The organism is Streptomyces sp. WP-1, from assembly GCF_030450125.1.
GTDB lineage: Bacteria > Actinomycetota > Actinomycetes > Streptomycetales > Streptomycetaceae > Streptomyces > Streptomyces incarnatus.
In genome coordinates, this window is record NZ_CP123923.1 from 1,487,163 (window position 1) to 1,503,413 (window position 16,251).

Annotated in this window: 12 protein-coding genes and 2 pseudogenes; 8 read left to right on the top strand and 6 right to left on the bottom strand. The window is 74.1% G+C overall.

What is annotated here, in order from left to right; all coding sequences use genetic code 11:
- Positions 1-33 precede the first annotated feature (33 nt).
- Entirely contained in the window at positions 34-1,011 is a 978-nt protein-coding gene (locus tag QHG49_RS06215; protein WP_301487673.1) for an acyl-ACP desaturase, read from the top strand.
- Between the two features lie 45 nt (positions 1,012-1,056).
- Here QHG49_RS06215 and QHG49_RS06220 read toward each other — a convergent pair whose 3' ends face one another.
- A complete protein-coding gene (locus QHG49_RS06220; RefSeq protein ID WP_037659718.1) occupies positions 1,057-1,302 on the bottom strand; it encodes a WhiB family transcriptional regulator in 246 nt (81 codons plus the stop codon).
- Between the two features lie 256 nt (positions 1,303-1,558).
- On the opposite strand from QHG49_RS06220, the gene QHG49_RS06225 reads away from it, so the two are divergent.
- Positions 1,559-2,344 (top strand): VOC family protein, encoded by a 786-nt coding sequence (locus tag QHG49_RS06225; protein ID WP_301487679.1) that lies wholly within the window; start codon positions 1,559-1,561, stop codon positions 2,342-2,344.
- Between the two features lie 202 nt (positions 2,345-2,546).
- Here QHG49_RS06225 and QHG49_RS06230 read toward each other — a convergent pair whose 3' ends face one another.
- Together QHG49_RS06230 and ligD are read right to left on the bottom strand one after the other, a co-directional pair.
- Entirely contained in the window at positions 2,547-3,788 is a 1,242-nt protein-coding gene (locus QHG49_RS06230; protein WP_301487681.1) for a LacI family DNA-binding transcriptional regulator, read from the bottom strand.
- Positions 3,789-3,861: 73 nt separating this feature from the next.
- Positions 3,862-4,881 carry a non-homologous end-joining DNA ligase gene (ligD, locus tag QHG49_RS06235; RefSeq protein WP_201300709.1) on the bottom strand — a complete coding sequence of 340 codons (1,020 nt, stop codon included), beginning with the start codon at positions 4,879-4,881 and terminating at the stop codon, positions 3,862-3,864.
- Positions 4,882-4,978: 97 nt separating this feature from the next.
- Between ligD and QHG49_RS06240 the strand changes: the two genes are divergently transcribed.
- Positions 4,979-6,049, top strand: a complete 1,071-nt coding sequence (locus tag QHG49_RS06240; protein WP_159706499.1) for an ATP-dependent DNA ligase — start codon at positions 4,979-4,981, stop codon at positions 6,047-6,049.
- Between the two features lie 35 nt (positions 6,050-6,084).
- Here the strand turns inward: QHG49_RS06240 and QHG49_RS06245 are convergent, their stop codons facing one another.
- On the bottom strand, positions 6,085-7,275 hold the full coding sequence (locus QHG49_RS06245; RefSeq protein WP_301487685.1) for a zinc-dependent alcohol dehydrogenase: 1,191 nt from the start codon (positions 7,273-7,275) through the stop codon (positions 6,085-6,087).
- Positions 7,276-7,395: 120 nt separating this feature from the next.
- On the opposite strand from QHG49_RS06245, the pseudogene QHG49_RS06250 reads away from it, so the two are divergent.
- Positions 7,396-8,402, top strand: a pseudogene (locus tag QHG49_RS06250) (DUF3048 domain-containing protein).
- Positions 8,403-8,424: 22 nt separating this feature from the next.
- Here QHG49_RS06250 and QHG49_RS06255 read toward each other — a convergent pair.
- Positions 8,425-11,103 (bottom strand): AAA family ATPase, encoded by a 2,679-nt coding sequence (locus tag QHG49_RS06255; protein ID WP_301487687.1) that lies wholly within the window; start codon positions 11,101-11,103, stop codon positions 8,425-8,427.
- Positions 11,104-11,277: 174 nt separating this feature from the next.
- Here QHG49_RS06255 and QHG49_RS06260 point away from each other — a divergent pair, with 174 nt between their 5' ends.
- The 4 genes and pseudogenes from QHG49_RS06260 to QHG49_RS06275 all read left to right on the top strand — a co-directional run bounded on the left by QHG49_RS06260 (position 11,278) and on the right by QHG49_RS06275 (position 15,303).
- Positions 11,278-12,618: an MFS transporter gene (locus QHG49_RS06260; protein ID WP_370530433.1), complete on the top strand. Its 1,341-nt coding sequence runs from the start codon at positions 11,278-11,280 to the stop codon at positions 12,616-12,618.
- The gene (locus QHG49_RS06265; protein ID WP_301487689.1) at positions 12,609-13,805 is read left to right on the top strand and encodes an anhydro-N-acetylmuramic acid kinase; all 1,197 of its coding nucleotides are present in this window, start codon (positions 12,609-12,611) and stop codon (positions 13,803-13,805) included. Before QHG49_RS06260 ends, QHG49_RS06265 begins: the two co-directional genes overlap by 10 nt.
- A 73-nt stretch (positions 13,806-13,878) precedes the next feature.
- Positions 13,879-13,959, top strand: a pseudogene (locus QHG49_RS06270) (DUF2510 domain-containing protein); the annotation flags it as partial.
- 384 nt (positions 13,960-14,343) lie between these two features.
- Positions 14,344-15,303: a hypothetical protein gene (locus QHG49_RS06275; RefSeq protein WP_236576722.1), complete on the top strand. Its 960-nt coding sequence runs from the start codon at positions 14,344-14,346 to the stop codon at positions 15,301-15,303.
- A 146-nt stretch (positions 15,304-15,449) separates the two neighbouring features.
- Here QHG49_RS06275 and QHG49_RS06280 read toward each other — a convergent pair whose 3' ends face one another.
- Positions 15,450-16,064, bottom strand: coding sequence for a TetR/AcrR family transcriptional regulator (locus tag QHG49_RS06280; RefSeq protein WP_159706491.1), 615 nt, complete (start codon positions 16,062-16,064; stop codon positions 15,450-15,452).
- Positions 16,065-16,251 lie beyond the last annotated feature (187 nt).

The following is a 16,251-nucleotide window of genomic DNA, read 5'->3' on the forward strand; positions in this document are numbered from 1 at the left end:
CTCTCCCCTGTTCGGCGTCCCCCTGGAGTTCCCGTGACGATCACTTCCCCCCATCTCGGCAGCCCGTCCGTCTGGACCGACGCCCGGCTGCTGTACGCCCTGGAGGAAGTGGTGGAAGGGGAGTTGAACCGGCATCTGAAGGTCGCCAAGGACTGGATGCCGCACGAGTACGTGCCCTGGGGCGACGGGCGCAACTTCCCGGGCCTGTTCGAGGACGGGGAGGCGTGGGCGAAGGACCAGTCCAAGGTGACCGAGATCGGTCGTACGGCGCTGGTCGTCAACCTGCTGACCGAGGACAACCTGCCCAGCTACCACCATGAGATCGCCAGCCTGTTCGGCCGCGACGGCGCGTGGGGCACGTGGGTGCACCGCTGGACGGCCGAGGAGGGCCGGCACGGCATCGTGATGCGGGACTATCTGCTCGCCTCGCGCGCGGTGGACCCGGACCAGCTGGAGCGGTTCCGCATGGCGCACATGAGCGAGGGTTTCGAGTCCGACAACCGGCACTCGATGCTGCACTCGGTCGCCTATGTCGCCTTCCAGGAGCTGGCCACCCGGATCTCGCACCGCAACGCGGGCCATCAGTCCGGTGACCCGGTGTGCGACCGCATGCTCGCCCGGATCGCGACCGACGAGAACCTGCACATGGTGTTCTACCGGAACCTGCTCAAGGCGGCGTTCGAGCTGGCGCCCGACCTGACGATGCGGGCGGTCCGGGACGTCGTCGTCGACTTCCGGATGCCCGGACACGGCATTCCCGGTTTCGAGCGGGCCGCCGCGCAGATGGCGATCGGCGAGGTCTACAACCTGCGCATCCACCACGACGACGTGCTCCAGCCGGTGCTGCGCTTCCTGAAGGTCATGGAGCTGGACGGCCTCGGCCCCGAGGGGCGGCGGGCGCAGGAGGAAGTCGGTCTGTACATGGGCGGTCTGGACATGGAGGCGGCCCGGTTCGACGAGAAGCTGGCGGCGCGCAAGGCGCGGATGGCGGCGCGGGCCGCCGGCCACTGATCGAGCCGGTCACCGGCCGGCCGGCGCCCGGTCGCGGGCGGCCGGTCAGCCGGAGGTGCGGCGCAGCGCGAGGCGTTCCTTCTCGGACAGCCCGCCCCAGACGCCGAAGCGCTCGTCGTTGGCGAGGGCGTACTCCAGGCAGGCCGGGCGCAGCTCGCACATCCCGCAGATGCGCTTCGCCTCGCGGACCGAGCTGCCCGGCTCGGGGAAGAAGAAGTCCGGCCCCGTCTGCGCGCACAGGGCCTGCGCCTGCCAGGTGGGGTCGGCCGGGGTGATGGTGTCGAGGTGCATGGCCAGGATCATGCCGATCGGCGAAAAACGTTCGATCAACGCGCGCTCAACGCCGTCGTCGGGGCCCCCGGCCGCATCGATGATGCTCCGGGGGGCCGGCCGGTTGCACGGCGGCGCGCGGAATTCTCGAAAACCCGGCGGACATGCGGGATCACCGAAGGTGAGGGCGCGCCCCGGCGGTACTCCGGCGGCGGTTGTCAGTGGGCGGTGCCAGACTCGGCAGTGCACGGGACGGGACCCTTCGAGGAGGGCGGCAATGCTCACCACCGATTTCGTCGACGGCGCGCCGAACTGGCTCGACCTCGGCGCACCGGACATCGACGGCGCGCGCTCCTTCTACGGCTCCCTGTTCGGCTGGCACTTCGAGTCGGCGGGCCCGGACGCCGGGGGGTACGGCTTCTTCCAGCTGGACGGGAAGACCGTCGCGGGTGGCATGCAGTGCGGGCCCGGTCAGGGGCCGCCCGCCTGGACGCTGTACTTCAGGACCCCGGACGCCGCGGCGACCGCCCGTGCGGTCGAACAGGCCCGTGGACAGGTGCTGTTCGGGCCGGTGGACGTGATGGGCCAAGGGCACATGGCGGTCCTCGGCGACCGGGCCGGTGTGCGGTTCGGGGTCTGGCAGCCCGGCCGGACCGAGGGCGTGGACGTGGCGGACGCGCCGGGCGCGCTGTGCTGGGCCGAGCTGCACACCCCGGACATCGCGGCGGCGGCGGCCTTCTACCACCGGGTGCTGGGCCTGGAGACCTCCGGTGTGTCCTTCCCGGGCGGTGTGTACACGTGCGTGAACCCGGCGGGCGCCGGGGAGGACGCGATGTTCGGCGGGATGGTGCCGCTGGCCCGGGCGGCGGACGAGCCGTACTGGCTGCCGTACTTCGCGGTCGAGGACACGGACGCGATCACGGCCGAGGCGCAGCGGCTCGGCGGCTCGGTGCGCGCCCCGGCCGTGACGGTCGAGGGCGTGGGGCGCATGGCCGGGCTGGCCGATCCGTACGGCGCGCGGTTCGCGGTGATCAGGAGCGAGCGGGCGCGGGCGCGGGGGTGAGGCGATGACCGGGGGCCGGGGCCCGGACCTGCTGGGGTGAGGGCCGGGCTCACGGCGGACGACGACCTGCCACGGGCAACTGTCGGGCGGCGGCCGGCCAGGGGCGGCTGGCCGCCGGCAGACGGCGACTCACCACCGCGGCTAGCGGCCCACGACTGACGGCTCACGGCTCACGGCTCACGGCTCACGAGCTGCGTACCGCTCAGGCGGATGCCCGGCGGACGAGGGTGGTCGGCAGGATCACACCGGGCCCCGGCGTCCGGGCCGCCGAAGCGGTGTCATCCGGGCCGGAGGCGTCACCCGGGGCAGATGTGTCGCCCCTAAGACAGGCATCACCCGGACCGGAGACGTCACCCGGACCGGAGACGTCGCCCGGACCGGAGACGTCGCCCGGACCGGAGGCGTCACCCGGACCGGAGGCACTCTCCGGACCCGGGTCCCCGTCCCCGTCCCCGGCCGACGCCCCGCGCAACGCGGACGGTCCCCGCAGCAGCAGCCGGGCCATCAGGCGGCCCATCCGCTCGATGTCCTGACGGACCGTGGTCAGCGGCGGGTCGGACTGCTCGGCCAGCGGCAGCATGTCGTCGAAGCCGACCACGGCCACGTCCTCGGGAACCCGCCGCCCCCGCTCCCGCAGCACGCGCAGCGCGCCCAGCGCGGTGAGGTCGTTCGCGGCGAACACGGCGTCCACGTCGGGGCGGCGGTCGAGGAGTTCCCGCATGGCCCGCTCCCCGCCGGCCGGGGTGAAGTCGCTCTCCACGACCAGCGAGGGATCGCCGCCCCCCTCGGCCGTCTCCGCCATGACGTCCCGGTAGCCGTCGAGCCGGTCCACGGCCGAGGTCTGGTCCAGGGCGCCGGTGATGTGCGCGATCCGGGTGCGGCCGAGCCCGGCCAGATGGCGTACGGCGGTGCGCGCGCCGCCCCGGTTGTCGGTGTCCACGTACACCGGTGTGCCGGTGCGGTCCCGCCAGCCCGGCCGGCCGCCGAACACGGTGGGCACCCCGGCGTCATGGATGAGTCCGGGCAGCGGGTCGTCCAGGTGCAGGGAGAAGACCAGCGCGCCGTCGACATGGCCCCCGGCGAGATACCGGGCCACCCGGGTGTGGTCGTCCCGGCCCTCGGTGAGCAGCAGCACCAACTGGTTGTCGTGGGCCGTCAGTTCCTTGCTGATGCCGCGCAACTGGAGGGCGAAGAAGGGGTCGGTGAAGACCCGGGCCTCGGGTTCGGCGATGACGACGGCGACGGCGTCGTGCCGCTTCGTGACGAGGCTGCGCGCCGCCTGGTTGGGGACGTAGCCGAGTTCGGCCACGGCCCGTCGTACCCGCTCGGCGAGCGGGGCCCGCACGCCGTATCCGCCGTTGACCACCCGTGACACGGTGGCTCTGGAGACCCCGGCGCGCGTCGCCACGGCCTCCAGGGTGGGACGGGACACTGCCTCGGGCACCACGGGACTCCTCATCGGCCGGTTACCGCCCAGGATATCGAGGGTTCGGTGCCCGGCGCGGCGTCCTCGGTGGTCAGGACGCGGGGTCCTTGCGGGCCCGGCTCGGCTGGACGCGTTTGGGCTCGCCGGGCATCTTCGGGTACTCCGGCGGGTACGGCAGATCGCCGAGCCCGTGGTCGTGCTCGTCGCGGCGGGCCAGCTCCAGCAGGGCGTCCAGGGAGTGCGGGTGGGCGTCCATGCCGGCGTGCACATCGCCGAGTTCGGCGAACCGGGCCGGCATGGTGACCAGGTCGAAGTCGCGGGGGCGCGCGGAGTCGACCTCCGACCAGCGCAGCGGCGCGGAGACGGTGGCCTCCGGGCGGGGCCGTACCGAGTAGGCGGAGGCGATGGTGCGGTCGCGGGCCGTCTGGTTGTAGTCGACGAAGATGCGGGAGCCGCGCTCCTCCTTCCACCACTTGATGGTGACGTGTTCGGGCATCCGGCGTTCCAGCTCCCGGCCGACGGCGATGGCGGCGCGCCGTACCTGGGTGAAGGTCCAGCGGGGCTCGATGGGCACGAAGACATGCAGTCCCCGGCCGCCGGAGGTCTTCGGCCAGCCGCGCAGTCCGCCGAACTCGTCGAGGACGGCGCGCAGTTCGTGGGCGGCCCGGACGGCGTCCGTGTAGTCGGTGCCGGGCTGCGGGTCGAGGTCGATGCGGAGTTCGTCGGGGTGGTCGACATCGCCCGCGCGCACCGGCCAGGGGTGGAAGGTGAGGGTGCCGTACTGGGCGGCCCACACCACGGCGGCCTCCTCGGTCGGGCACATCTCGTCGGCGCTGCGGCCGCTGGGGAAGGTGATGTGGGCGGTCGGGATCCAGTCGGGCATGCCCTTGGGGGCGCGTTTCTGATAGAACCACTCCCCCTCGATGCCGTCCGGGTAGCGCTCCAGGGTGGTGGGCCGCTCGCGCAGGGCGCGCAGGATGCCGGGGCCTACCGCGATGTAGTAGCGCGCGAGGTCCAGCTTGGTGAAGCCGCGCTCCGGGAAGAACACCTTGTCCGGGCTGGACAGCCGTACGGTCCGCCCGGCCACCTCCAGTTCCAGCGCTTCGGCCATGCGGCCACCGTAGGCGCCCCCCGCGCGGCTCGCACACCGGGCGCGCATGGGTGCGCATGCCGGGCGCCCGCGAGCGCGCGCGAGCAGAATCGGAGCCATGGAGCTGCCCGTGATGCCGCCCGTGAAGCCGATGCTCGCCAAGTCGGTGGCGAGGATCCCGCCGGGCATGCTCTACGAGGCGAAGTGGGACGGGTTCCGTTCGATCGTGTTCCGCGACGGCGCCGAGATCGAGCTGGGCAGCCGCACCGGCAAGCCGTTGACCAGGTACTTTCCCGAGCTGGTCGAGGCGCTGCGGGAGCGGGTGCCGGGGCGGTGCGTGCTCGACGGGGAGATCGTGATCGCGCGGGACGGGCATCTGGACTTCGACGCGCTGACCGAGCGGATCCATCCGGCGGCCTCCCGGGTGCGGACGCTTGCGGAGCGCACCCCGGCGTCGTTCGTCGCCTTCGATCTGCTGGCGCTGGACGACCACTCCCTGCTGGATGTGCCGCTCACCGACCGCCGGGCGCTGCTGGACCGGGCTCTCGCCGATGCCACCCCGCCGGTGCATCTGGCGCCCGCGACGACGGATCTCGCGGTGGCCGGGCAGTGGTTCGAACGGTACGAGGGCGCCGGGCTCGACGGGATCGTGGCCAAGCCGCTCGACCTGCGCTACCGGCAGGACGAACGGGCCATGTTCAAGATCAAGCACGAGCGCACGGCCGATGTCGTCGTGGCCGGGTACCGGCTGCACAAGAGCGGCCCGGTGGTGGGCTCGCTGCTGCTCGGCCTGTACGACGGGCGGGGCAGGCTCCAGCATGTGGGCGTGTCGGCCGCGTTCCCCATGAAGCGGCGCGCCGAACTGGTCGAGGAGCTGGCGCCGCTGCGGATGGACGACGTCACCGGGCACCCCTGGGCGGCCTGGGCCGAGGAGGCCGCGCACGAGAGCGCCCGGCTGCCCGGCGCGCCGAGCCGCTGGTCGGGCAAGAAGGACCTGTCCTGGGTGCCGCTGCGGCCCGAGCGGGTGGCCGAGGTCGCCTACGACCACATGGAGAACGGGCAGCGCTTCCGGCACACCGCCCGTTTCCGCCGCTGGCGCCCCGACCGGACGCCCGAGAGCTGCACGTACGCCCAGTTGGAGGAGCCGGTGCGGTACGACCTGGCGGAGATCCTCGGGGAGAAGGGCTGAGGTCTCCGCCGTCGCACCTCTCGGGACCCGGCCGGCTAAGGCTTCATGAGGATCTTGATCGCGCCGTCCTCCTTGCGCTGGAACATCTCGTAGGCGTGCGGCGCCTCGGACAGCGGCACCCGGTGCGTGGCGAAGTCCTCGACGCCGAGCGGGTCCTCGTCGGTGAGGTACGGCATGATCCGGTCGCTCCAGCGGCGGACGTTGGCCTGCCCCATCCGCATCTGGATCTGCTTGTCGAACAGGGTGAGCAGCGGGATCGGGTCGGCCATGCCGCCGTAGACACCGCTGAGCGAGATGGTGCCACCGCGTCGTACCAGGTCGATCGCCATGTACAGGGCGCCGAGCCGGTCCACGCCGAAGCGTTCCGCGAGGGGGGCGGCGAGTGCGCGCGGCAGGAGGGAGGTGGCCTGCTGGGCGAGCCGCGCCGCCGCGCTGCCGTGGGCCTCGGTGCCGACGGCGTCGATCACCGCGTCCGGGCCCCGGCCGCCGGTCTCGTCGCGGATGGCGTGGATCAGCGCCTTCTCGTCGTCGAAGGTCCTCAGGTCGTACGTCGTCACGCCCCGCCGGTTCGCCCGCGCGAGCCGCTCGGGCACCAGGTCGATGCCGAAGACCTGTTCGGCGCCGCGTGCCTCGGCGATCCGGCAGGACATGTCGCCGATCGGGCCGAGGCCGAGGACCGCGACGCTGCCGCCGGGCGGGACCGCCGCGTACTCGACGGCCTGCCAGGCGGTGGGCAGCACGTCGGAGAGATAGACGAAGCGGTCGTCCGGCGGGCCGTCGGGCACCTTCATCGGCCCGAACTGCGCCTGCGGCACCCGCAGGTACTCGGCCTGGGCGCCTGGTACGGCGCCGTAGAGCCGGGTGTAGCCGAACAGGGCCGCGCCCATGCCCTCGCCGGTGACCTGGGTGGTCTCGCACTGGGTGGTGAGCCCGGAGTCGCACATGAAGCAGTGCCCGCAGGAGATCTGGAAGGGCACCACGACCCGGTCGCCGGGCTTCAGGTTCGTCACCTCCGAGCCGACCTCCTCCACGATCCCCATGGGCTCGTGGCCGAGGATGTCGCCCGGGGTCATGAACGGGGTGAGCACTTCGTACAGATGCAGGTCCGAACCGCACAGCCCGCTGGAGGTGATGCGGATGACGGCGTCGGTGGGCTCCTCGATCCTCGGGTCGGGCACGTCCTCCACCCGCACGTCCCGCCTGCCCTGCCAGGTGACTGCCTTCATGAGGTCGCGCTCCCTTGATCGCGTACGTCCGGTTCCGCGGTGGCGGCCGGGTACCCGTGACGTCGGGCGCCGAATCCCCTGGTGGGCGCGGCACGGGTGCCGGACGGGGGTGCCGGGGGTATGAACCGCGTGCGTGCGGTCGGACGGCGGGTGACGGACGGGGTGGCGGGGGTGGGCGGGAGACGTGGTGCGCGAGGCGGCGCGGTGACGGCGGTCGTACTGGCCGCCGCCCTGGCGTCGGGGTGTGCCGGGCACGGCGGCCGGCACGACCGGGGCCCGGTCCCGACGGCGCCCCCGGCCTCCACGGCCGCCGGCGGTTCCCCGCTCGCCGTGAAGATCGACAATGTGCCGGCGGCCCGCCCGCAGACCGGGCTCGACGCCGCCGACGTGGTGTACGCGGAGCAGGTCGAGGGCGGTCTGAGCAGGCTGATGGCGGTGTACGCGACCCGGCTGCCGAGCACCGTCGGGCCGGTGCGCAGCGCCCGCGCGTCCGATCTGGAGCTGCTCGGCCAGTTCGACCGGCCGTATCTGGCCTCTCCGGCGCCCAGCGCAAGCTGCTGCCGCTGATCGGGCGGGCGCCGGTGCGGTCCGAGTCGCCCGACCGGGCGGCCGGTGCCTACTACCGGGACAGCACGCGGGCGGCGCCCCACAACCTCTGTCTGCGCCCCGCGCGCCTGCTGCTCTCCGCCCCGGGGGCGGGCGCGCTGACCACGGGCTTCCGCTACGGCCCCGCCCCCTCCGGCGGCACCCCGGTGACCTCGCGCACGGTGCGCTGTCCGGCGGCCCGCTTCACCTTCACCTGGTCCGCGGCCCGGCACGGCTGGCTGATCGCGCTGGACGGCACCCCCACGGTCACCACGGACGGCCCCCGCCCGGCGCCGCCCACGGTCGTCGTCCAGTACGTCGGCATCCACGACTCGCCGTACCACGACGTCCTCGGCAACCCCACCCCCTCCACCGAGACGGTCGGCGCCGGGCGGGCGGAGGTGCTGCGCGACGGGCGCTCCTTCGCGACCACCTGGTCCCGTCCGGCGGTGACCGGCGGTACGGCGTTCACCGGGGCGGACGGCGGGCCGCTGGACTTCGCCGCCGGTCAGGTGCGGGTGGTGTTCGCGCGGGCGGTCTGAACCGCCGTACGGCGCGGGAGGGTCACCGTGCCCCTCCCTCGTCGAGCGCCGCCCGCGCCTGTGCCACCAGGCCGTCCGCCCCGCAGGCGCGGGCCAGGTCGAGGCCACGGTGGAGGTCGGCGGCGGAGCGGGCGAGGATGCCGTACTCGATGCGGGCGGCCGCGTGTTCGTACTGGGAGGGCGATGCCTCCAGATAGGTGACGGCGCGGCTCGCGAGCTGGACTGCGCGGGCGCCGGTCTCCAGCGCGGCGGCACAGCGCAGGGCCTCGCCGATGGCGGTGTCCGTGCCGAAGCGCTCGGCCTGCCGGCGGGCGTCGGCGGCGAGCCGCTTGCTGCGCGCCGGGTCCTGGACCGCGAGGGCCCGGGCGAGGTCGACCGACCAGGGTGCGAGGACCGGGTTGTGGCCGCCCCGGGAGACGGCGGTCTTCTCGGCGGCCTCCAGCTCGTCGACACCCTCCTCGGTACGGCCGACGGCGAGCAGCAGCCGGCCGCGCACCGAGCGGACGTCGGGCAGCACGATGGTGGACGGATAGGGCGGGGCGAAGCCGTACTGTTCGGCGACCGACCAGGCTTCCTGGACGCGGCCGCGGGCGAGCAGGGTGTCGACCAGACCGCAGGTGGCGGACCAGTGCAACGGCAGGCGTCGGCCCACCCGTTCGGCGAGGACGAGGGCCTCGCGCAGATGGGCCTCCGCGTCCCGCAGGCGGCCCTGCCGGCGGTAGGCCAGACCCAGGTAGGCGTTGGCCAGGGAGAGATGTCCGCCGTGCCAGCCGGCACCGGTGTACACGCGCAGGGCCTGGGCGAACAGGCTCTCGGCGCGGTCGAGCCGGTCGGTGTAGACGTAGGCGCTGCCGAGCATCATCAGCAGCTCGATGCCCCACTCGCGGTCGGTCCAGCCGAGGCCGGGCGCGAGCCGCCCGTTGACGAGGGCCCGGTCGCACAGGTCGACGATCTCGGCGGCGCTCTCGCCGTGCGTCATGGCGTCGAAGCCACGCAGGATCAGCAGCGCGCGTTCGGTGTTGTCGCGGCCGGTGCAGGTGGCGGCGAGTTCGGCGAGGCTGCGGGAGCGGGCCGGGGCGGCGCCCTCGCCGTGGATGCCCTCCCACATGTACTGGAACGCCTGCAACCGCATCCGCACGGGGCCGGGTTCGTGCCGGGCGGCCTCGGCCTCGATGGTGCGGACGGCCTCCTCCAACTGGTCGTTGTGGAGCAGGGCCTGCGAGAGGCGGACCACGGCGTCGACGCGGTCGCTGCCGTCGAGGCCGCGCATGCCGAGGGCGCTGCGCAGATGGCCGATGGTGACGGCGGGCGCGGTCAGCAGGGTGGCACAGCCCAGTTCGTACAGGACATGGGCGTGGATGTCGGGGCGGGGCGGCTCCTCCAGGGCGCGTTCGAGGCAGACGCGGGCCGCGTCGGGCGCGCCGACGGCGAGGTGTTCGCGGGCGGCCTCGCGCAGCCGCTCGACCAGTGTCTCGTCGGCCTCCGGGTGGACTTCGAGGAGGTGCCGGGCCGCATCGGCGGCGCCCCGGCCCAGCTCGGTGACGATCTCGGCGGCCACGCCGTGCATGGCGGTGCACACGGCCGGCGGGATGGAGTTGTAGACGGCGGAGGCGATGAGCGGGTGCACGAACTCCAGCTCGCCGGACCGGTGTTCACCGGCGGTGGGCTCGGGCGTGGTGAGGATGCGGGCGGTGCGCAGCAGACCGGCGCAGTGCCGGGCGGTGTCCTCGTCCATGGTGGCGAGGCGGGCGACCGACTCCAGGGTGATGCCGGTGCCGAGGACGGCGGCGGCCCAGGCGAACTGGGTGGCGTGCAGGCCGAGTTCCTTGATCCGGTCGACGAGTCCGCCGCCGCGGGCCGCGCGGTTGAGGGCGCGCAGCTCCCCGGCGCGGGCCTCCACCGGCGGCAGTTCGCTCTCCTGCACCTTGGCGAGGAGTTCCACGGCGTCGTACGGATTGCCCGCGGTGACGGCCCAGACCTCGCGGCAGAACGCGTCGTCGGCGTGCCGGCCGAGGGTGGCACGGGTCAGTCCGGCCGCGGCGTCGGGGGTGAGTTCGCGCAGATTGCTGACGGGGTGGGCCGCGGCCTCGGCGACCGCTTCGAGGTACCGGGCGCTCTCCCCGCTGACGTCGCCGGGCCTGCGGGCGACCACGACCAGGACGGACAGGTCCTCCAGGCGTTCGGCGAAGGCGGCGAGCCAGCGCAGGGTCTCCTGGTCGGCCCAGTGCGCGTCGTCGATCAGCAGCACGAGCGGCCATTCGCGGCGGGCGAGCCGGCGGACGGCGGCCACCAGGCCGTCGCACACGTACTGCGGGTCGGCGCTCTCCTCCTGCGGTTCGGCTATGCCGAGGGCGGGACCGGCGATGTCGTACCAGTCGCCGAGGTACTCGCGGGCCTCCTCGGGCAGCAGCGACAGCAGCGCGGGCTGGAGCAGCTGCCGTACGACGTGGAAGGGCACGGACCGCAGGGTCTCGGCGCCGCGGGTGTACCACACGGTGCAGCCCCGGCGTTCCGCCATGCGGCGGGCCTCGGTCAGCAGCGCGGTCTTGCCGATGCCCGCCTCGCCGCGGAAGACCAGCAGGCCGCCCGCGGAGGACTCGTCGGCGCGCAGCTCCTCGATGGCCCGCGCGACGGTGTCGATCTCCGCGTCCCGCTCCCACAGGGGAGCCGAAGCGGCCGCCGCCGGCCGTCCCTCCGTCATCCCGATCCCTCCCCAAGGTCGCCCGAATGACGTACAGACCCCGAGCGTAGCCCTCCGGTGGGATATGTGGTGGACGGTCGGGGCAGCTCTTGCACAGCCGGGTGAAAGTTCGGGCGGCCGGGCGACGCGGGCCCGCCCCGATCAGCGGTGTCGTCGGCGGACGGAGCGTCAGCGGTGAGCGAGACGAGGCGGATTCCGCCCGGACGTACGGCGGTCCGGGGCCCCGGCGTGCGGGCGGTGGCGGCGGGTTCGGTCGGGAACTTCGTGGAGTGGTACGAGTTCGCGGTCTACGGCTTCCTCGCGACCGTGCTCGCCGAGCGGTTCTTCACCCCGGCGGGCGGCGGCGCGGTGGCGGGGCTGGTGCGGACGTACGCCTCCTTCGCGCTCGCGTTCTTCTTCCGGCCGCTCGGCGCGGTGCTGTTCGGCAGGCTGGGCGACCGGTACGGGCGGCGGCCGGTGCTGATCGGGGTGGTGGCGCTGATGTCGGGCGCGACGGCGCTGATCGGGGCGCTGCCGACGTACGGCGCGGTGGGGGCCCTCGCGCCCTGGCTGCTCACGCTGCTGCGGATCGTGCAGGGGCTCGCGGCGGGCGGGGAGTTCGGCGGTGCGGTGGCGGTGCTGACGGAGTTCGCCCCGCCGGGGCGGCGCGGGCTGTACGGGGCGTGGCAGTCCTTCACCGTGGCGCTGGGGCTGCTGGGCGGCGCGGGGGTCACGGCGGTGACGGCGGCGGTGCTGGGCGCGGAGCGGCTGTCCGCGTGGGGGTGGCGGCTGCCGTTCCTGCTGGCCGTGCCGCTGGGCCTGCTGGCGCTGTGGCTGCGCACCGGCCTCGCGGAGACACCGGAGTTCCTGGAACGGCCCAAATCCCCTGAGGAGAGGCTCGGTTGGGGGGCGCTCCTGCTCGCGGCCGGGCGGGTGACGGGCTGGGCGGCGGCCGGATACACCTTCCTGGTGGTGCTGCCGTCGTACCTCCAGGCCGCGCTGCACACGGGCTTCGCGCAGGCACTGCTGGCCGCGACGGTGGCCAACGCGGGGTTCGCCGCGGCGATCCTGCCGGCCGGGGTGCTCAGCGACCGGGTGGGGCGGCGGCCGGTGCTGCTCGCGGGCGCGATGCTGGTGGTGGCGGCCGCGCTGCCGGTGCTCGACCTGCTCCAGGACCCCGGCGCTTCGGCCCTGGCGAAGGCCCTCGCCCTGGCCGGTGCCGGTGCGGTGGTGGGCCTGATGGCGGGCCCCGGTCCGGCCCTGCTCGCCGAGATGTTCCCCTCCCGTATCCGCTGGACCGGCCTCGGTCTCGCCTACGCCCTGTCCAACGCGGTCTTCTCCGGCTGCGCGGGCCTGATCATCACGGAGGCGGTGCGCCGGACCGGGAACCCGGACATACCCGGGTACTACGCGGCGGCGGCGTGCGCCGTGAGCGCGGCGGCCCTGCTGAAGAGGGCACCGCAGGAGGGGAGTTGGCTCAGACGGACACCGGAAGAGGGTCCACCGGACGCGGGTTGGAGGAAGCGGTGCGAGTGATCGGGCTGATGTCCGGGACGTCGTACGACGCCGTGGACGCGGCGGCCGGTGATCTGCGGCTGGACGGCGACACGTTGGCGCTGCGGCCGCTCGGGATGGTCAGCGCGCCCTACGAGGAGCCGTTGCGCGCGGCGCTCGCGAAGGCAATGCCGCCCGCGGAGTGCGGGTTCGAGACGGTGTGCCGCCTGGACACCGGGATCGGGCGGGCGTTCGCGGCGGCTGCGGTACGGGCGGACCGTGAACTGTGCGCGGGACGGGCGGAGTTGGTGGCCTCGCACGGGCAGACGGTCTTCCACTGGGTGGCGGACGGCCGGGTGCACGGCACCTTGCAGCTCGGGCAGCCCGCGTGGATCGCGGAGGCGACCGGGCTGCCCGTGGTCGCCGACTTCCGGGCCCGGGACGTCGCGGCGGGCGGCCAGGGCGCGCCCCTGGTCAGCCTGTTCGACCTGCTGTGGCTGCGGGGGCGCCCGGGCCGCCCGGTGGCGCTGAACATCGGCGGCATCGCCAATCTGACCGCGCCGGACGGCACCGCCTTCGACACCGGACCGGGCTGCGCGCTGCTGGACGCGGCGGCCCGGGAGTTCAGCGGCGGACGACTGTCCTACGACGCGGACGGCGCCCTCGCCGCGCGCGGCCGCCCCGACCCGCGGCTGCTGGACCGGCTGCTCGCGGAGCCGTACTACGCGCTGCCCGCGCCGCGCACCACCGGCAAGGAGCTGTTCCACGCCGGGTATCTGCGGGCGGCCGGGGCCTTCGACGGGGGCCGCCCGCAGGACGTGCTGGCCACGCTCGCCCTGCTGACCGCGCGGACGGTCGCGGACGCGGTGCGGTCGGTCGGCGCGACCGAGGTGATCGCGTCCGGCGGGGGCATGCGCAATCCGGTGCTGGTGCGCCTGCTCGGGGAGTTGCTCGGGGGGATTCCGCTGCGCTCCTCGGACGGTCTCGGGCTGCCCGCCGCAGCGAAGGAGGCGTACGCCTTCGCCGTCCTCGGTTTCCTCACCGTGCACGGTCTCGCGGGCACCGATCCGCGCAGCACGGGGGCGCGGCGGCCGAGCGTGCTGGGATCGGTGACACCGGGGCGGGACGGGTTCCGGATGCCGGCGCCCGCGTCGTGCGCGCCGGTGCGGCTGGTGGTGGAGGACGGGGAGGAGGGCCGGACGGAAACGGCCGAAGAATTCGGGAGGTGATATGTCCCGGGTCGGCGGGATTGGCGGCAGATCCTCTCATCGCACTTTCACGGATGCCTCATACGGTGGGGCCATGACGCAGGTGACTCCTCCCGGGTGGTACCCCGACCCCGGGCAGACGCATGACGGCCCGCCCACCGAGCGCTGGTGGGACGGCAAGGCATGGACGGACCGGATCCGCCCGGCCGGGACGGCCGCGACGTGGGGTCCCCCGGCGCAGGTGCCTCCGGCGGGCCGGCCGGAGGGGGACGGACCGGAGAGGGATGGGACGGAGAGGGACCGACCGGAGGCGGGTCGGGCGTCGGACGACGGCCGGACGCCGGAGAACGGCCGGGCGGCGCAGGCCGACCCGGCAGCAGAGGCCGGTACGGGAGCGCAGGCCGGCACCGGCCTCCAGGCGGGCGCGGGAGCCCAGGCGGGTCCTGTACCGCCCGCCGGCCAGCCCCCTGCCGCCGGTCCCGGTCCCGCAGCGCAGACCACTCCCCTGCCGCTCACCGGCCAGGCGCCGCCCGTCGGCCAGACACCGCCCACCGGTCAGGTGCCGCCCGGCTACGGCGCCTACCCCGGCCACCAGCCCCCGCCCGGACAGCCCGGCTACCCGGCGTACACCGGCCACCCCTCCTATCCCGCGTCGCCCCCGCCGCCCTCCCGGACCCGGCTGCGGACCGGCATAGCCGTCACCGCGGCGGTCGCGGTGCTGGCCTGCATCGGGATCGGCGTGTACGCGCTCACCCATGACGACGGCCAGGACAACGACCGCGCCGGGGCACAGCACGGCGCGAGCGGCGGGCAGAACGGCGGCGGCTTCGGCGGACCGGGCGGCCCCGGTGGCTCCGACGGCTCCGGTGGCGCTTCCGGCGGGCAGGGCGCCCCGGGCGGCTCCGGTGGCCTGGGCGGCTCCGGCGGCGAGGACGGCTCGGGTGGCTCCGACGGCCAGTCGCCCTCGCCTTCGCCCGCGCCCAAGATCAAGGGCGGCGGGACCGTGCCGGACTCGATCGACGGCGTCAGCCTGCCCGTGCCGAAGGGCTGGACCGGACAGGCGATCAGCGTCGGCGCGCAGGTCACCTCGGACAACTCCTACAAGTGCCCCGGCAACAGCTCCCAGACCTGTACGGCGGGCGGCGCCTACACCGCGCCCGCCGTGGCGCTGGGCACCGACGGCGACACCGCGGAGCAGGTCGCGAAGGCGGACATCGCGGCGAACGCGAAGGAGTCGTACGGCGGCAGCACCTACGGCAGCATCACCTCGCACCAGCAACTGGCCGCCGAGGCGGTGACGGTGGCCGGGCAGAAGGGCTACCTGGTGCGCTGGAAGGCGGTCACCAGCAAGGGCGCCGACGGCCTGGTCGAGTCGGTCGCCTTCCCCTCCCCGAACGACGCCCGGCAGATGGTGGTCGTGCGCTTCGGCATCGACGTCGGGCAGGACACCTCGGTCATCGACGAGATCCTGAAGGGGATCAAGGTCTCCTCCGGCGGCGGGAACGGCCAGTCCGTCTGACCCGGGGCGAAAAGGGTCCGGCCGGGTGGGGTTCCCCTCCGCTCAAGGGGAACCCCGCCCGGCCGGGGGGTGCGCGCCGCCCCCGTCCCCACGGTGCGGCGCGGGCAGGCCGCCGTTCGGTCATCCCGTGAACGGCGGCCTGGGTCTCATGTCAGTGCGAGCGCGGGCAGCACGATGGCCTCCACGAACCGGAGCAGATAGTCGGCGTCGGCGTACTGGCCGCTGAGCACGGGCCGGACGCGCAGCACGCCGAACATCATGGCGGGGACGAACTCCAGCGCGGGATGGTCCGCGGCGATCTCGCCGCGCGCCACGCCCCGGCCGAGGATCTCCTGGAGCGCGGCGATCTCCGGGTGCACCAGCGCCTCGCGCAGCGCCTGGGCCAGCTCCTGGTCCTGGGTGACCGCGGACCCGAGCGCCTGGAGCAGCTTGGTGTCCTTGCCCGACCAGTCGCCCGCGGCCCGCGCGGCCTGGCGCAGGTCCTCGGCGAGCGAACCGGTGTCGATGCCGGCGAAGCGCACCCGCCCCCGGGCGCGCAGCGCGGCGGCCACGAACTGGGGTTTGTTCTTCCACTGCCGGTAGAGCGTGGACTTGCTGCAACGGGTGCTGGAGGCGACGCCCTCCATGGTCACGGACTCGTAGCCGCACTCGCGGATCTGTTCCAGCACGGCGTCGAAGAACTCCCGCTCACGCTCCGGCGTGATCTTGGAGCGGCGCGAGGCGACGACCGTGTCCGGTCCCTCCGCGGCCTGCGACGTCATGTGGTGTTTCCCCTCACTCATGGGCTCGGGCGCCCCCGGGGCCCAGTTTCCAGTGTGTCGCACTTCAATCGATACACGAGTGTACCGGTACTCCATCGTATCGGTACACTGCCGTATCGGTACACCAACGTATCGGTACGGAAACGTACCAACGAGTCGGCGCACCGAACCGAAGCACCGCCACACA

Bases quoted from the DNA above. Each gene is read 5' to 3' on its own strand.
- QHG49_RS06240 (WP_159706499.1), top strand. From the start codon at position 4,979: ATGGAGCTGCCCGTGATGCCGCCCGTGAAGCCGATGCTCGCCAAGTCG.
- QHG49_RS06245 (WP_301487685.1), bottom strand. From the start codon at position 7,275: ATGAAGGCAGTCACCTGGCAGGGCAGGCGGGACGTGCGGGTGGAGGAC.
- QHG49_RS06280 (WP_159706491.1), bottom strand. From the start codon at position 16,064: ATGACGTCGCAGGCCGCGGAGGGACCGGACACGGTCGTCGCCTCGCGC.
- QHG49_RS06225 (WP_301487679.1), top strand. From the start codon at position 1,559: ATGCTCACCACCGATTTCGTCGACGGCGCGCCGAACTGGCTCGACCTC.
- ligD (WP_201300709.1), bottom strand. From the start codon at position 4,881: ATGGCCGAAGCGCTGGAACTGGAGGTGGCCGGGCGGACCGTACGGCTG.
- QHG49_RS06255 (WP_301487687.1), bottom strand. From the start codon at position 11,103: ATGACGGAGGGACGGCCGGCGGCGGCCGCTTCGGCTCCCCTGTGGGAG.
- QHG49_RS06220 (WP_037659718.1), bottom strand. From the start codon at position 1,302: ATGCACCTCGACACCATCACCCCGGCCGACCCCACCTGGCAGGCGCAG.